The sequence below is a fragment of the Chelatococcus sp. KU-N122 genome, from assembly GCF_055391085.1.
Genome location: NZ_AP043981.1, coordinates 4,223,546 through 4,237,746 on the forward strand (window position 1 = coordinate 4,223,546; position 14,201 = coordinate 4,237,746).

Consider the following 14,201-nt stretch of genomic DNA (forward strand, 5'->3'; position numbering starts at 1 on the left):
TTGCGCAACGGCCTCACGCTGATTAGATCAACGTCAATGAACGGCCAACCGAGAGATACGCCCCCGTGGGACCCCGTCGAGACCGCTGGGTCCGGTCCGGCGGCCGAGGACGACGCTGCCGGCTCCGGCATGGAGCTGGATTTCGGCGCCGAAGTGCCCGCGTTGCTGCGCGCCGGCGCCGACGTCATCCGGCGCTTCTGGAAGACGCTGCCCCATGCGCCCGGCGTCTACCGCATGATCGATGCGGCAGGCGAGGTGCTCTACGTCGGCAAGGCGCGCAACCTCAAGAACCGGGTGGCGAACTATACCCGCGGCGTCGGCCACGGCGGCAACCGCACGGCGCGGATGATCGCCGAGACCGCGGCGATGGAGTTCGTCACGACGCAGACGGAAACCGAGGCGCTGCTGCTCGAGGCCAACCTCATCAAGCAGCTGCGCCCCCGCTACAACGTCCTGCTGCGCGACGACAAGTCGTTTCCCTATATCCTGCTCACCGGCGACCACGTCTCGCCGCAGATCCTCAAGCACCGGGGCGCCCGCACCCGGCCGGGCGACTACTTCGGCCCCTTCGCCAACGCGGGCGCCGTCAACCGCACCATCAATGCGCTGGAGCGGGCCTTTCTGCTGCGCTCGTGCTCCGACAGCTACTACGAGAACCGCACCCGGCCGTGCCTGCTCTTCCAGATCAAGCGGTGCGCCGGGCCCTGCACCGGCGAGATCGACCACGGTGACTACGCCGCCCTGGTCGACCAGGCGCGGGCCTTCCTGTCCGGCAAGAGCAATGCCGTGAGGCAGCGGCTCGCCGGGGACATGCAGGCCGCCTCCGAAGAGCTGGAGTTCGAGCGGGCCGCCCGCTATCGCGACCGCCTGGCGGCGCTGTCGGCGATCCAGGCAAGCCAGGACATCAACCCCCGCTCGGTGGAGGAGGCGGACGTCTTCGCCATCGAGGAGCAGGCGGGGCAGTTCTGCGTCCAGGTCTTCTTCTTCCGCAACTGCCAGAACTGGGGCAATCGCGCCTACTTCCCCAAGGCCGACCGTTCGCTCGCGGCGGCCGAGGTGCTCGCCTCGTTCATGGCCCAGTTCTACGACGACAAGCCCTGCGCGCGCCTGATCCTCATGTCGCACGAGCCCGAGGATTGCGCCCTGCTGGAAGCCGCCCTGTCGACCAAGGCCGGGCGCCGCATCGAGCTCGCGGTGCCGCAGCGCGGCGAGAAGCGCGATCTCGTGGCCCATGCGGCGCAGAACGCGCGCGAGGCGCTGGCGCGGCGGCTGGCGGAGACGGCCTCGCAGGAGAAGCTGATGGCCGCGCTGGGCCAAGCCTTCGGGTTGCCGCGCGCGCCGCGGCGTATCGAGGTCTACGACAACTCCCACATCATGGGCACCAACGCGGTCGGAGGGCTCATCGTCGCCGGGACCGCCGGGTTCATGAAGACGCACTATCGCACCTTCAACATGCGCTCGGAGGATCTCACGCCCGGCGACGACTACGGCATGATGCGTGAAATGCTGCAGCGGCGCTTCGCCCGGCTGGCCAAGGAAGCACCGCGGGAGGCGCCGGCCGAGGTCGTCGCCGAGCCGGCTGCGCCGTCGGCGTCGAGCGATATCCCCGACGGCGCCTGCGACGACGAGATCGACGAGGAGCTCGATGGCGATTCGGAGATCTTCCCGGCCTGGCCCGATCTGGTGCTCATCGACGGCGGTCGCGGCCAGCTCGAGGCGGCCCGCACCACGCTGGCGGAGCTCGGCATCGCCGACGTGCCCCTGGTTGCCATCGCCAAGGGGCCGGACCGCGACGCCGGCCGCGAGACGTTCTTCATCGACGGACGCACCCCGTTCAAGCTGCCGCCGCGTGACCCGGCGCTCTACTTCGTCCAGCGGCTGCGCGACGAGGCGCATCGCTTCGCCATCGGTACCCACCGGGCGCGGCGCAAGCGCGAGATGGTCAAGAACCCGCTCGACGAGGTGCCCGGGGTCGGGCCGTCGCGCAAGCGGGCGCTGCTCCTGCACTTCGGCACGGCCAAGGCCGTGACCCGCGCCTCCCTCGACGATTTGATGCGCACGCCCGGCGTCAACGCGGCCACGGCCAAGGCCGTCTACGCCTTCTTCCACGACAAAGCCGGCTAAGCGCGGTTGTGCCGCTGCATCGGTGCGGAGATCGTTTGGTCAGCTTGGTTGACGCTAGGGGGCGGGCTGTGTTTCCTGCCCCGACATGAGCATCGCCCCTGCCATGCGCCGGTCCCACGCCTGGAGCATCCCCAACATACTCACGTATGGGCGGCTGCTGGCGGTGCCGGCCGTCGTCGCGTGCCTGTTCTGGCCGAGCGAACAGATGATGCGCTGGCTGGCGCTCGCCATCTTCATCGCGGCGGGCGTCACCGATTTCCTCGACGGCTATCTCGCCCGCGCCTGGGCCCAGCAATCGGCCATCGGCCGCATGCTGGATCCAATTGCCGACAAGGTGCTGGTGGCCGCGTCGCTGCTCATGCTGGTGGCGGACGGCGACATCCGCGGCTGGGCCCTGTGGGCGGCGATCATCATTCTCTGCCGCGAGATCCTGGTTTCGGGCTTGCGTGAATTCCTGGCCGAGCTGCGCGTCAGCGTGCCCGTGTCCACCGTCGCCAAGTGGAAGACGACGTTGCAGCTCGTCGCCATCGGCTTTCTCATTGCCGGCCCCGCCGGCGACCGGGTCTTTTCCGGCACGTCCACGGTCGGCGTGATTCTGCTGTGGATCGCAGCGCTGCTCACCCTTTATACAGGCTGGGACTACCTGCGGGCGGGGCTGCGGCATATGATCGACGAGGATCGGCCGGGCCCGTAAGCCGGTGATGCCGCAAACGGTGGTGGGTGTGAAGCTCGTCTATTTTGCCTGGGTCAGGGAGCGGATCGGCCGCAACGACGAGGAGATCCAACCTCCCGAGACCGTGGCGACGGTCGCCGACCTGGCCGGCTGGCTCGCCGGCCGCGGCGAGGAATACGCCAGCGCCTTCGCCGATCCCGGCGTGGTGCGCGCGGCGATCGACCGGCGCCACGTCAAGCCGGATGCGCCGATCGCCGGGGCGCGCGAGATCGCCTTCTTCCCGCCGATGACGGGAGGCTAGTGTGGCGAATCCGAAATTCGCACCACCTCGGAGCAGCGCTGGGAGCGAATTTCGGATTCTCAAGCCACACTAGCAACTCTATGATTCTAGTGTGGTTTAATGGATCTGAAGTTCCTGAACGTGGATGCCATGCGGGGAGCAGGAACTTCAGATCCACCACACTAGAGCGCTTCGCGACTGGATGACCGGGAAGCGCTCGAGTGCCGTCACGGCACGGGACGACACCGGCACGAGGGAGCTGCCACCGTGAGCGTGATGCCGTCCGCCAGCCAACAAGCCGCTACAGTCACGGTGCGGGTGCAGGGTGAGCCGTTCGACGCCGGCGCCGAGGCGCAAGCGCTTGCGAGCGGCCGTTGCGACGTCGGTGCCGTCGTCACCTTCACCGGGCTCTGCCGCGACGAGGGCGGCCGGCTCGAGGCGCTGGAGCTCGAGCACTATCCCGGCATGGCCGAGGAGGAGATCGGGCGCGTCGCGCACGAGGCGCAGGAGCGTTGGCCGCTCCTCGGCCTGACGATCATCCATCGCTACGGCTTGATCCGGCCGGGAGAGCCGATCGTGCTGGTGACGGCCGCCGCGTCGCACCGGCGCGCCGCCTTCGAAGCGGCCGAATTCCTGATGGATTACCTGAAGACCCGCGCCCCCTTCTGGAAAAAGGAGCACCTGAAGGATCGCAGCGCCGCCGGTTGGGTCGCCGCAACGGCGACCGACGATGCGGCGGCGGAGCGCTGGTGACGCGCTCCCGATGCGTCCGAGCGGGACGGGGGCCGGCCTGGCGCGAAGGCCGTCAGGCGGCCTTGGCGTGCGGCCGCACCTCGGCGGTGTAATCGTCCATCAGCGTCTTGCTGATCTGGCCGGGCGTGAAGCGCCAATGGGCGATCTCGGACACCGGCGTCACCTCGGCGGCCGTGCCGGTGATGAAGCATTCGCTGAAGCCCGTGAGCTCATCCGGCAGGATGGTGCGTTCGTGGACCTCGATGCCGCGGCGGCGCGCCAGCTCGATCACCGTCTGGCGGGTGATGCCGTCGAGGAAGGCGTCGGCGGTCGGCGTATGCAGCGCGCCGTCCTTGACGAAGAAGATGTTGGCGCCCGTGCACTCGGCCACGTGGCCGCGCCAGTCCAGCATCAGGGCGTCGGCATAGCCGCGTCGCTCGGCTTTGTGCTTGGAGATGGTGCAGATCATGTAGAGGCCGGAGGCCTTCGCCTTGGCCGGGATGGTGGCCGGATCAGGGCGCCGGAACTCGGCCTGGTCGAGACGGATGCCCTTCAGCCGCTCGGCCGGATCGAAATAGCTCGGCCACTCCCAGCTGGCGATCGCCAGGTGGATCACGTTGTGCTGAGCCGACACGCCCATCATCTCCGAGCCGCGCCAGGCGACGGGCCGCACGTAGGCATCCGGGCAGCCGTTCTTCTCGACGACCAGCTGCTTGGCAGCGTCGATCTCCGCGATCGAGAAGGGAATGGTGAAGTCCAGCAGCTCGGCGGAGCGCTTCAGCCGCTCGGAGTGCAACGTCGATTTGAAGATGCTGCCGCCGTAGGCCCGCTCGCCTTCGAACACGCAGGACGCATAATGCAGCCCGTGGCTCAGCACGTGAATCTTGGCGTCGGCCCAAGGAACCAGCTGCCCGTCGAACCAGATCACGCCATCGCGGCGATCGAAGGGAATCGCGGACATGTCAGTTCCTCCTACGCTATGCTATTCAGCAGCCTTTTTCAGGGCGCTTCAGCTCTCATCACGGGGCCTGGGGACCGACGAAAGCCCGACTTGCCAAGCCGAGCGACGCGCGTCCTCATGTCGGGGAGCGATGGTCGGGCTTTTCGCCCCGGAGCACAAGGCGGCCGGGAGCCGACGCGGGACCATCCGTCGATGATTGACGGGTAACAGCGGGCCTGAGATATGTCAACAGGGCTGACATAATGGAGACGCGATTGCCCGACGTACTCGTCCAGGCTGATGCGGCCGGTGGGGAACTGCGGCCGCTGCCTGAATATGATCTGATCGAGCTGCTGTTCTTCGCCTATCGCGATTTCGTCGGCGACGCCGACCGGCTGCTGGCCGACTATGGCTTCGGCCGGGCCCACCATCGGGTGATGCATTTCGTCAGCCGGCGTCCGGGCCTCACCATCGCCGAACTGCTCGACCTGCTGCGGATCACCAAGCAGAGCCTCAACCGGGTGCTGAAGGAGCTGGTCGACGAAGGCTTCGTGGAGCAGCGGGCCGGCCTGACGGACCGGCGCCAGCGGCTGCTCTTCGTGTCGCCGCGCGGGCGCGCCCTGGCGCTCGAGCTGTCCGAATTGCAGAGCGCGCGCATCAACCGGGCGCTCGCCCGTTGCGAACCGGGCGCCCGCGCGGCTGCGGCCGGCTTCCTGGCGGCCATGATCGACCCGCCCGGGCCCGGCGGCCTGCGACCGGCGCGCCGGGGGCTGGAACGATGAACGCCGATCGCGTGCGCGTCCCGCTTCCCGACGATGCACCGCACGTCCTGGTCGTCGACGACGACCGGCGGCTGCGCGATCTGCTGGCGCGCTTCCTGGGCGACAACGGCTATCGTGTGACGGTCGCCGCGGATGCCGCCGAGGCGGACACCAAGTTGAGCAACGTCATGTTCGACGTGCTCGTGCTCGACGTCATGATGCCCGGGGAGAACGGCTTCGATTTCGCGGTGCGCCTGCGCCAGGACAAGGACGTGCCGATCCTGATGCTGACCGCCCGCGCCGAGCCGGCCGACCGCATCCAGGGGCTGGAGACCGGCGTCGAAGACTACCTGTCCAAGCCGTTCGAGCCGCGCGAGCTGCTGCTGCGGCTGGGCAACATCCTGCGCCGCAGCGCCGAGCGGACCACGGTCCGCGCCGATATCGAGCAGGTCCGCTTCGGTCCCTTCGTGTTCCGGCTCGACCGCGGCGAGTTGCGCAAGGACGGCGATATCGTGCGCCTGACCGATCGCGAGCGCGAGATCCTGGTCATTCTTTCGGCGCGGCGCGGGGACAACGTGCCGCGCGATGTGCTGGCGGGGCAGGGAGCGGCGGCGAACGAACGGACCGTCGACGTGCAGATCAACCGGCTGCGGCGCAAGATCGAGGTCGATCCCGCCAATCCCGCCTTTCTGCAGACGGTTCGCGGCATCGGCTACCGCCTGCTGATCGATGGTTGACATCGATGGTTGAGATGGCGCGCTGGCGGCGCGGACGCCAGGGATGGCTGGCCATGCGACGCGGTGGCGCGCGGGGAACGCCGCCGGCCGCCAGGCCGCGCCCGTCGCGGGCGCCGCCGCCGCTCGACGGTGCCGGCGGCGTGGCCCACACCCCGGTCGCGCTCTACGGCCGCTTCGCCCGCTGGCTCGGATCGGCGATGCCCAAAGGCCTCTATGCCCGCGCGCTGATCATCATCATCGCGCCGATCGTCCTGCTGCAATCGGTGATCGCCTACGTCTTCCTGGAGCGACAATACCAGAACGTGACGCGGCGGCTGTCGTCGGCGGTGTCGGCCGACATCGCCGCGCTGGTCGACGTCTACCAGAGCTACCCGCAGGACGCCGACGCCGCGACGCTGACCCGGATCGCCGCCGAGCGGCTGGGTCTCGACGTCGATATCCTGCCGCTGGACCCGCTGCCGTCGCCGCAGCCCAAGCCGTTTTTCTCCATTCTCGACAGCGTGCTGTCGGACGAGATCCGCAAGCAGGTGGCGCGCCCGTTCTGGATCGACACGGTCGGCCGCTCGAACCTGGTGGAGATCCGCATCCAGCTCGACCGGGCGGTGATGCGCGTCATTGCCCGCCGCAGCCTTGCCTACGCCTCCAACTCGCACATTTTCCTGGTGTGGATGGTCGGCACCTCCCTGGTCCTCATGGGCATCGCCATCCTGTTCCTGCGCAACCAGATCCGTCCCATTCTCCGCCTGGCCGACGCGGCCGAGGACTTCGGCAAGGGCCGGACCCCCGATTTCCACCCGCGCGGCGCGCGCGAGGTGCGCCGTGCCGGGCTCGCCTTCCTGGAGATGAAGCGCCGCATCGAGCGGGCCATCGAGCAGCGCACCACCATGCTCAATGGCGTCAGCCACGATCTGCGCACGATCCTGACCCGCTTCAGGCTCTCGCTGGCCTTGCTGCCGGACGACGAGCCGGAGGTCGACGCGCTGCGCAAGGACGTCGACGAAATGTCGCGCATGCTGGAGGCCTACCTGGCCTTCGCCCGCGGCGATACGGGCGAGGTGGCGGCCGAGACCGACATTCGCGACGTTCTCGACGACATGCAGCTCGATCTGGAGCGGCAGGGACATCCGACGACGGTCAGCATGAACGGCGACCCTATGGCGACGGTCCGGCCCGACGCCTTCCGCCGGCTGATCCTCAACCTGGTGTCGAACGCCGCCCGCCACGGCGAGACGGTCGCGCTCACCGCCAACCACGACGCCCGCTGGCTCACCATCAGCATCGACGACGATGGCCCGGGCATTCCGGCGGAGCTGCGGGAGGAGGTGTTCAAGCCCTTCGTCCGCCTCGACGAGGCGCGCAACCAGGACGAGGGCGGCTCCGGCCTCGGTCTTGCCATCGCCCGCGACATCGCGCGGGCCCACGGCGGCGACGTGATCCTGCAGGACAGCCCGCTGGGCGGCCTGCGCGCCACCGTGCGCGTGCCCGCCTGATCCCTGCACCGCTGCCTGGTTGCAACAACAAGCTGCGGCGATGCAGCTGCCTACCTCGCCCCGCCTGCGGGGCGAAGTCGGATCGCGCGCAAGCGCGAGCCGGGTGAGGAGCCCCGTCGGAGAGGGCTCCAGGCCGGTCCTGTCGTGCGGTCAGCCCGCTTCAGCCCTCCCTCTCCCGCAAGCGCGGCGAGGGTGCGCGGCGGCCCTGTCAGCACCCAGTCTCTCAGCTCGTACTAATGGGTCGTGGGCGGATCGGTTGGGTCGTAGGTCTCGCCCCTTGGCGCCGCACGGCTCCGTTCGCGCACGCGGCGCCCGAACTCGCGCGGCCCTCCGGCGAGAACACGGCCCAGCGACCGCAGGGGCTCGGTGACGCGGTAGAGATCGTCGGCAAAGTTCAGCAGGCGCTCGCCGCGGCCGAGCTCCCGATCGAGCCGGGCCATCGTACGGGCCAGACCCGGATCGTCATCCTCGAACCATGTCTCCATGGTGCGGGCGAAGACGGCGACGGCGCCCTCCAGGCGCAGCAGGCCGGGCGCTCCTTCCGTGTCGACATCCGCCGCGGCAAGCATGAAACGCATCGAGTTGGCGGCGACCTGGTGCAGCGCCGCGAGCGCCAGCGGATCGCTGCGCAGCGCCATGGCAATGCGCCGCAGCGCCTCCTTGTAGGGCGCCATCGCATCGATCCGGCGCATCATGACGTCGAACAGCCGCTCGCGCGCCGGCTCGCCCGCCAGGTCGTCGGCGGGGGTCTCCAGCACCTTGCGGTCGATCATGCGGGCGAAGCCGCCGAGGATCGCGCCCTTGGACGGAAAGGCGTCGCGGAAGTCCGCCAGATTGACGTTCGCCTGCCGCGCGATGTCGGGGATGCCGATCTCGTCCCACGGGCGTTCCTCGGCGAGCGTCATCAGCGCCTCGACGATCCGCTCACGGGGCGAATCACCGCCCAGCCGCCCGGGCTTCGGCGCGGCCTCGGCCGCCGGGTCCGGCGGATGCCCCGCCGCCATGTCGTCGCTGCTGCCGCTGCTCGGCTTCCTCACCATGATCGCGCCCCTGCACGTGGGCTCGCCGCAGGCCGAGGCCCGTGGCGAACGCAGCCTCGCGCTGATGCTTCAGCCGGGCTTCTATGCCTGAAAGTAGCAGTGAATGCGGCGGGTTCCAGTGCGGCGGATCAAGCACCCGACGCCTGACGCGATGGTCCCGCGGCGGGTGCGTGATGCAGCGCGCTCAGCCGGACAACTCCTGCGACCGACGGGCCGCCGCCGCCACCGCCTCGGTCAGCAAGGGAGCCAGCCCGTCGGCGCGCATCAGCACCGCCAGCGCGGCGGCGGTCGTGCCGCCGGGGGAGGTGACCGCCTCGCGCAGCGCCGCGGGGCTCTGCGGCGAACGCGCCAGCAGCTCGGCCGCGCCGACGACCGTCTCGCGGGCCAGCCGGTCGGCCAGTGCCTGCGGCAGGCCCGCGGCGAGGCCGGCTTGCGCCAGCGCCTCGGCGAGGTGGAACACGTAGGCCGGGCCCGAACCGGACACTGCCGTGACCGCGTCGATCAGGCCCTCGTCCTGCACCCACTCCACGGCGCCGGCCGCAGCCAGCAGCCCGTCGGCGGCCACCCGTTGCCCCGGCGTGACGGCCTCGTTGGCGGTCGCCACCGTGATGCCGCGGCGGATCGAAGCCGGCAGGTTCGGCATGGCCCGCACGATGGCCCGTGCGCCCGGCAACGCGGCGGCGATGTCGACGAGGCGCTTGCCGGCGAGGATCGAGACGACGAGCGTGTCGGGCCTAGCCAGCGCGCCGAGGCCGGGCGCGGCTTCGGCGAGCATCTGCGGCTTGACCGCCAGCACCATCGCCGCGGGCGCCGGGATCGTCGCTAGCGGCGGATTGAGGCTGATGCCGCGCGCGGCGCAGAGCGCGCGCAGGTCGTCCGAGGCGTACGGCTCCAGGACGTAGGCCGAGTCGGCGGCGAGACCGCCTTCGAGCCAGCCGCTGAGCAGGGCGCCGCCCATGCGGCCGGCGCCGACAAGAACGAGGGGAGAGGGAAGTGGCTGCATGATCGGCACCCGGCTGTGACATCTGGGCTCCGGCTATCGGGTGACGCCGGGCCGCAGGTCAAGCCAGGTGGCGCGATTCAAGCCTCTCCCGCGGTCTCGAACAGCACCCCATCGAGCGCTTCCCGCGCCGACCTGCCGGCCCATAGCACGAACTGGAACGCCTGGTAGTAGCGCTCGCAGGCCTCGATCGCCGTCGTCATCAGCACTTCGCACTGGCCCGGCGTCGGCTCGGCACCGCCGGCCAGCAGCAGGCCGTGGCGATACATGACGACGCTTTCCTTGACCCAAAGATCGAAATGGCCCAGCCAGAGCTGCTCGTTGATCAGGGAAACGAGCGTCAGCATCTCGTTGCGGCGTCGCTCCGGCACCTTCAGGTCGAAGGCACAGGCGATATGCATGGCCTCCACCTCTTCGATCCAGGTGAAGGCGATGTGGTACTCCGTCCAGCTGCCGCTGATGGTTACGGAGAGCTCGTCATCGTCTGCCCTGTCGAAGCTCCAGTCATTGGTGGACGCAAGTCGTTCCAACACATCGAGCGGATGCTCGCTGCGCATAATCTCGAAATCGATGTGGGTCATGCCGAACCCTCGGCTGGAGGCCAGGTTGTGAACTCCGCATGCAGCCGGCATGCAAAGCTCGCAGCGACGCAACGACCAACTCGAGCGAACGGAGGACCAGAGCATTCCCCGATCAGACGAGGTCATCTGATCGGATCGAAATGCTCCAAACCTCTTGAGTCTGAAGCGCCTCCCTTGTGAACGGGTGGTTCCACCCGATCGCGAAGCGCTCTAGGCCCCCGAAGCCCGAGCTATTCATCAAGCAGAAAGCTTTCCAGCCTTCGCTTTGGACGAATCACCTGTCGGTTCGACTATACCCCGCAGGACTCCCGCCGCGAATACATTCGCGACCCTCGAAGATTCGCGCGTCGCCGACAACGGCGCGCGCGCCGCTGTCCACAGTCGGGGCAGGGGGCAGATGGAGGGGGCGGCGCTCGACGCGCCGTTAGTCGCCGTAAGGTCCAGACGCCGGCGGCTCGCCCGGCGCGGCCGCCTTGGGTGCGGCGCTTAGTCGCTCTTCGAGTGCGGCGATGCGCTTGGCCAAGCGTTCGTTCTCGTCGCGCGCCGCGATCGCCATCTCGCGCACGGCCTCGAACTCCTCGCGCGACACCATGTCCATGGACTGCATGAGCCGCTCGACCTGGCCGCGCATCACGGTCTCCGCCTCCCGGCGGACCCCCTGCGCGGCGCCAACGGCGTCGGTCGCCAAGCGGGCGAGATCGTCGAAGAAACGATTCGAGGTCTGCGACATGATCTCCTCCGCGCAACATGGCGCATCCTTGGCCATCGCCATGTGACATGGCGTCTGCGGGCGGCGAGATCAACGGCGCAGTTGGCCGGCTGCCCGGTGCGGCACCGGATGTGGTACCGGGATCCTGCTCCCGGGCGATGCGCACGGCGGTTCGATCCATCGCAGCGAACCGCTTGACCTGGGGCGGCCGGTGCGCAGAGTGCCCCCCCGCGATCTAGGCCAGAGAGCATGCCGGTCTTCGTGATTCCCTTTCCCGTCATGGACCCGGTCCTGGTATCGATCGGGCCGTTCTCCATTCGCTGGTACGCGCTCGCCTACATCGTCGGCCTGGTCGGCGGCTGGCTCTATGCCCGCAGGCTGGCGGCGGCGGAGCGACTGTGGGGCCCGCTCAAGCGCCCGACTCCCGCCGATCTCGACGATCTCCTGGTTTACGTGGCGCTCGGCGTCGTCCTCGGCGGCCGGCTGGGCTACGTGCTGTTCTACGATCTCAAGCAGTATCTGGCGCACCCGCTCGACATCCTGGCGGTCTGGCGCGGGGGCATGTCCTTCCACGGCGGCTTCCTCGGCGCCGTGCTGGGCATCGTGCTGCTCGCCCGTTCACGTCGGCTGTCGGTGCTGGCCATGTTCGACGTCGCCGCCGCCGTGGCTCCCATCGGGCTGTTCCTCGGCCGCCTGGCCAATTTCGTGAACGGAGAGCTGTGGGGCCGCGTGGCGCCGGACTTCCCCTACGCCATGGTGTTCCCGAACGGCGGTCCGCTGCCGCGCCACCCGAGCCAGCTCTACGAAGCCTTCGCCGAAGGCCTCCTGCTGTTCATCGCGGTGACCATCGCGGTGCGTCTCTTCGGCTTCCGCCGTCCGGGCCTGGTGAGCGCGGTCTTCGCCATCGGCTATGCCGTCGCGCGCACCACCTGCGAGTTCTTCCGCGAGCCCGATCCGCAGCTCGGCTTTCTCCTCGGGACGAAGATTTCCGCGTTCGGCGGCGGCCTCACCATGGGCATGCTGCTCAGCCTGCCGCTGTTCATCGCCGGCGTCATCCTGCTGATCGTGGCGGCCGGCGGCCGCACGCGGCCGCGGGTGCCGCTGGACCGCGCGGCGGCATGACCGGGAGGCCGGCGACGCCGTTGGGCAAAGAGCTGTGCCGGCTCATCGCGACCGAGGGGCCGATCTCCGTCGAGCGCTACATGGGCCTTTGCCTCATCCATCCCCGGCACGGCTACTATACCGGCCGTGAGCCCTTCGGAGCGGCGGGCGACTTCACCACCGCGCCCGAAGTGTCGCAGATCTTCGGCGAGCTGATCGGGCTGTGGACTGCGGCGGTCTGGCAGATGATGGGCGAGCCGGCCGTGGTCCGCCTCGTCGAGCTTGGGCCGGGCCGGGGCACGCTCATGGCCGATGCCTGGCGCGCCGCGCGCGTCCTGCCGGGGTTCCGCGACGCCCTTCGCGTCGAGCTGGTCGAGGTGAGCCCGGTGCTGCGGCAGCGGCAGCAAGCCACCTTGGCCGACGCCGGGCTCACCGATGCCACGGTGGTCGCCTGGCACGACCGCCTCGAGGATGTGCCGGACGGGCCGCTGCTGGCGGTCGCCAACGAATTCGTCGACGCTCTGCCGATCCGCCAGTTTGTGCGTGGCGCGCGCGGTTGGCACGAGCGGCTGGTGGGCCTGTCGGGGGAGGGCGGTCTCGTCTTCGGCCTCGCCGAAGAGGCGGAGACCGGTCTGTCCATGACCGTCGGGGCGCCCGGCGCGGTGCTGGAGGTCAACCGGGGCGGCGCAGCCGTCGCCGGCGAGCTCGCCCGTCGCGTGGTGCAGCAGGGAGGCGCGGCGCTGCTCATCGACTACGGTCACGCCCAGACTGCGACGGGGGACACGCTCCAGGCCGTCCGGCAGCACGCCTATGCCGATCCGCTGGCCGAGCCCGGCCTGGCCGATCTCACCGCGCATGTGGACTTCGGTGCGCTGGCGCGGGCGGCACTGGGCGCGGGCGCCGCGGTGCACGGCCCGGTGGGGCAGGGCGCGTTCCTGCAGGCGCTCGGGGCGGCCCAGCGCGCCGAGCGGCTGGCCGCCGGGCGCGACGAACGCGCACGGGCCGAGATCGGCGCGGCCCTCGACCGGCTGACCGGCGGCGGTCCGGCCCAGATGGGCGAGCTGTTCAAGGTGATGGCGATCGCCGCTCCGGCTCTTCCACCGTTGCCGGGGCTAGCGCCGCTGCGATCGCCACCCGATATCGCGGACGCATCCTGATCCCCATCGAGCGCACGAGGCGGCATCCATGGTCATCGAAGCCGAGCGGCTTAAGCAACTGCCAGGCATCGCGCACGCCTTCTTCACCCGGCAAGGTGGCGTGTCGGAAGGCATCTTCGCCTCGCTCAACGGCGGGGTCGGCTCCGACGACCAGCCGGTCGCCGTCGCGGAGAACCGGCGGCGCATGGCGGCCCGCTTCGGCCTGCCGCCCGAGCGGCTGCTCGGCGTGCACCAGGTGCACTCGCCCGACGTCGTCGTGGCCGAAGCACCCTGGAGCGAGCGGCCGAAGGTCGATGCGGCCGTGACCCGGGTCCCGGATCTGGCGCTCGGCGTGGCCAGCGCCGACTGCGGACCAGTGCTGTTCGCCGATGGCGACGGCGGCGTCGTCGGTGCCGCCCATGCCGGCTGGCGCGGCGCCTTCACCGGCGTGCTCGAGGCCACGGTCGCGGCCATGGAGGGCCTCGGTGCCCGCCGTGAGCGGATCGTCGCCGTGCTCGGACCGACCATCGGCCCGACGGCCTACGAAGTCGGCCCCGAGTTCGTCGCCCGCTTCATCGAGGCCGATAGGGCCAACGAGGCGTTCTTCGCCCCGTCGGAGCGCGCCGGGCACGCCATGTTCGATCTGCCGGGCTATATCGTGCTGCGGCTCGGCAGGGCCGGTGTCGGCCACGCGGAGAGCCTGGGCCTCTGCACCTACGGCGACGAAGCGCGCTTCTACAGCTATCGCCGCACCACCCATCGCGGCGAGCCCGACTATGGCCGCCTGATCTCCGCCATCTGCATCAAGGCGTGACGTCAAAGGCTGCTCGCGGCGCATCGGCCCGCGGCGCGAACGGAACCGTTGCCCCCCGTGGTGCCGGTCCGGGACCTGGGGGC

General features: G+C 69.8%; 16 protein-coding genes. 11 read left to right on the forward strand and 5 right to left on the reverse strand.

What is annotated here, in order from left to right; all coding sequences use genetic code 11:
- The first annotated feature begins 36 nt into the window (after positions 1-36).
- From uvrC to ACZ5PO_RS19015, 4 genes are all read left to right on the forward strand, one after another.
- Entirely contained in the window at positions 37-2,124 is a 2,088-nt protein-coding gene (gene uvrC, locus ACZ5PO_RS19000; RefSeq protein ID WP_464196277.1) for an excinuclease ABC subunit UvrC, read from the forward strand.
- An 85-nt stretch (positions 2,125-2,209) separates the two neighbouring features.
- Positions 2,210-2,818, forward strand: a complete 609-nt coding sequence (gene pgsA / locus ACZ5PO_RS19005) for a CDP-diacylglycerol--glycerol-3-phosphate 3-phosphatidyltransferase (RefSeq protein ID WP_464196279.1) — start codon at positions 2,210-2,212, stop codon at positions 2,816-2,818.
- A gap of 28 nt (positions 2,819-2,846) precedes the next feature.
- Positions 2,847-3,098 carry a molybdopterin converting factor subunit 1 gene (gene moaD, locus ACZ5PO_RS19010; protein WP_464196912.1) on the forward strand — a complete coding sequence of 84 codons (252 nt, stop codon included), beginning with the start codon at positions 2,847-2,849 and terminating at the stop codon, positions 3,096-3,098.
- 255 nt (positions 3,099-3,353) lie between these two features.
- On the forward strand, positions 3,354-3,830 hold the full coding sequence (locus ACZ5PO_RS19015) for a molybdenum cofactor biosynthesis protein MoaE (RefSeq protein ID WP_464196914.1): 477 nt from the start codon (positions 3,354-3,356) through the stop codon (positions 3,828-3,830).
- A 52-nt stretch (positions 3,831-3,882) separates the two neighbouring features.
- Here the strand turns inward: ACZ5PO_RS19015 and ACZ5PO_RS19020 are convergent, their stop codons facing one another.
- A complete protein-coding gene (locus ACZ5PO_RS19020) occupies positions 3,883-4,770 on the reverse strand; it encodes a branched-chain amino acid aminotransferase (protein ID WP_464196281.1) in 888 nt (295 codons plus the stop codon).
- Between the two features lie 242 nt (positions 4,771-5,012).
- Between ACZ5PO_RS19020 and ACZ5PO_RS19025 the strand changes: the two genes are divergently transcribed.
- Genes ACZ5PO_RS19025 through ACZ5PO_RS19035 form a run of 3 tightly spaced genes read left to right on the forward strand, consistent with a single transcriptional unit; the run spans position 5,013 to position 7,737 of the window.
- Positions 5,013-5,531, forward strand: a complete 519-nt coding sequence (locus ACZ5PO_RS19025) for a MarR family winged helix-turn-helix transcriptional regulator (RefSeq protein ID WP_464196283.1) — start codon at positions 5,013-5,015, stop codon at positions 5,529-5,531.
- Positions 5,528-6,247, forward strand: a complete 720-nt coding sequence (locus ACZ5PO_RS19030) for a response regulator (protein WP_464196285.1) — start codon at positions 5,528-5,530, stop codon at positions 6,245-6,247. The genes ACZ5PO_RS19025 and ACZ5PO_RS19030 overlap by 4 nt, the downstream gene beginning before the upstream one ends.
- Before the next feature lie 53 nt (positions 6,248-6,300).
- Positions 6,301-7,737: an ATP-binding protein gene (locus ACZ5PO_RS19035; protein ID WP_464196287.1), complete on the forward strand. Its 1,437-nt coding sequence runs from the start codon at positions 6,301-6,303 to the stop codon at positions 7,735-7,737.
- A 233-nt stretch (positions 7,738-7,970) separates the two neighbouring features.
- Here ACZ5PO_RS19035 and ACZ5PO_RS19040 read toward each other — a convergent pair whose 3' ends face one another.
- Positions 7,971-8,741 (reverse strand): TetR/AcrR family transcriptional regulator, encoded by a 771-nt coding sequence (locus ACZ5PO_RS19040; RefSeq protein ID WP_464196289.1) that lies wholly within the window; start codon positions 8,739-8,741, stop codon positions 7,971-7,973.
- On the opposite strand from ACZ5PO_RS19040, the gene ACZ5PO_RS19045 reads away from it, so the two are divergent.
- A complete protein-coding gene (locus ACZ5PO_RS19045) occupies positions 8,740-8,868 on the forward strand; it encodes a hypothetical protein (RefSeq protein ID WP_464196291.1) in 129 nt (42 codons plus the stop codon). The genes ACZ5PO_RS19040 and ACZ5PO_RS19045 overlap by 2 nt on opposite strands.
- A 93-nt stretch (positions 8,869-8,961) precedes the next feature.
- Here the strand turns inward: ACZ5PO_RS19045 and proC are convergent, their stop codons facing one another.
- The 3 genes from proC to ACZ5PO_RS19060 form a co-directional block, all read right to left on the reverse strand.
- Positions 8,962-9,780 carry a pyrroline-5-carboxylate reductase gene (proC, locus tag ACZ5PO_RS19050; RefSeq protein WP_464196293.1) on the reverse strand — a complete coding sequence of 273 codons (819 nt, stop codon included), beginning with the start codon at positions 9,778-9,780 and terminating at the stop codon, positions 8,962-8,964.
- 77 nt (positions 9,781-9,857) lie between these two features.
- The gene (locus ACZ5PO_RS19055; RefSeq protein ID WP_464196295.1) at positions 9,858-10,358 is read right to left on the reverse strand and encodes a type III secretion system chaperone family protein; all 501 of its coding nucleotides are present in this window, start codon (positions 10,356-10,358) and stop codon (positions 9,858-9,860) included.
- A 424-nt stretch (positions 10,359-10,782) separates the two neighbouring features.
- A complete protein-coding gene (locus ACZ5PO_RS19060; RefSeq protein WP_464196916.1) occupies positions 10,783-11,088 on the reverse strand; it encodes an accessory factor UbiK family protein in 306 nt (101 codons plus the stop codon).
- A gap of 228 nt (positions 11,089-11,316) precedes the next feature.
- Here ACZ5PO_RS19060 and lgt point away from each other — a divergent pair, with 228 nt between their 5' ends.
- From lgt to pgeF, 3 genes are read left to right on the forward strand one after another with little or no spacing between them, the layout of a single operon-like run.
- Positions 11,317-12,189, forward strand: coding sequence for a prolipoprotein diacylglyceryl transferase (gene lgt, locus ACZ5PO_RS19065; protein WP_464196297.1), 873 nt, complete (start codon positions 11,317-11,319; stop codon positions 12,187-12,189).
- Entirely contained in the window at positions 12,186-13,325 is a 1,140-nt protein-coding gene (locus tag ACZ5PO_RS19070; RefSeq protein ID WP_464196299.1) for a class I SAM-dependent methyltransferase, read from the forward strand. The genes lgt and ACZ5PO_RS19070 overlap by 4 nt, the downstream gene beginning before the upstream one ends.
- Positions 13,326-13,353: 28 nt before the next feature.
- A complete protein-coding gene (gene pgeF / locus ACZ5PO_RS19075; RefSeq protein ID WP_464196301.1) occupies positions 13,354-14,118 on the forward strand; it encodes a peptidoglycan editing factor PgeF in 765 nt (254 codons plus the stop codon).
- The last annotated feature ends 83 nt before the right edge of the window (positions 14,119-14,201 follow it).

Bases quoted from the DNA above. Each gene is read 5' to 3' on its own strand.
- ACZ5PO_RS19020 (WP_464196281.1), bottom strand. From the start codon at position 4,770: ATGTCCGCGATTCCCTTCGATCGCCGCGATGGCGTGATCTGGTTCGAC.
- pgeF (WP_464196301.1), top strand. From the start codon at position 13,354: ATGGTCATCGAAGCCGAGCGGCTTAAGCAACTGCCAGGCATCGCGCAC.
- ACZ5PO_RS19015 (WP_464196914.1), top strand. From the start codon at position 3,354: ATGCCGTCCGCCAGCCAACAAGCCGCTACAGTCACGGTGCGGGTGCAG.
- ACZ5PO_RS19060 (WP_464196916.1), bottom strand. From the start codon at position 11,088: ATGTCGCAGACCTCGAATCGTTTCTTCGACGATCTCGCCCGCTTGGCG.
- ACZ5PO_RS19030 (WP_464196285.1), top strand. From the start codon at position 5,528: ATGAACGCCGATCGCGTGCGCGTCCCGCTTCCCGACGATGCACCGCAC.
- ACZ5PO_RS19040 (WP_464196289.1), bottom strand. From the start codon at position 8,741: ATGGCGGCGGGGCATCCGCCGGACCCGGCGGCCGAGGCCGCGCCGAAG.
- proC (WP_464196293.1), bottom strand. From the start codon at position 9,780: ATGCAGCCACTTCCCTCTCCCCTCGTTCTTGTCGGCGCCGGCCGCATG.
- ACZ5PO_RS19070 (WP_464196299.1), top strand. From the start codon at position 12,186: ATGACCGGGAGGCCGGCGACGCCGTTGGGCAAAGAGCTGTGCCGGCTC.
- ACZ5PO_RS19025 (WP_464196283.1), top strand. From the start codon at position 5,013: ATGGAGACGCGATTGCCCGACGTACTCGTCCAGGCTGATGCGGCCGGT.
- uvrC (WP_464196277.1), top strand. From the start codon at position 37: ATGAACGGCCAACCGAGAGATACGCCCCCGTGGGACCCCGTCGAGACC.
- ACZ5PO_RS19035 (WP_464196287.1), top strand. From the start codon at position 6,301: ATGCGACGCGGTGGCGCGCGGGGAACGCCGCCGGCCGCCAGGCCGCGC.
- pgsA (WP_464196279.1), top strand. From the start codon at position 2,210: ATGAGCATCGCCCCTGCCATGCGCCGGTCCCACGCCTGGAGCATCCCC.
- ACZ5PO_RS19055 (WP_464196295.1), bottom strand. From the start codon at position 10,358: ATGACCCACATCGATTTCGAGATTATGCGCAGCGAGCATCCGCTCGAT.
- ACZ5PO_RS19045 (WP_464196291.1), top strand. From the start codon at position 8,740: ATGTCGTCGCTGCTGCCGCTGCTCGGCTTCCTCACCATGATCGCGCCC.
- lgt (WP_464196297.1), top strand. From the start codon at position 11,317: ATGCCGGTCTTCGTGATTCCCTTTCCCGTCATGGACCCGGTCCTGGTA.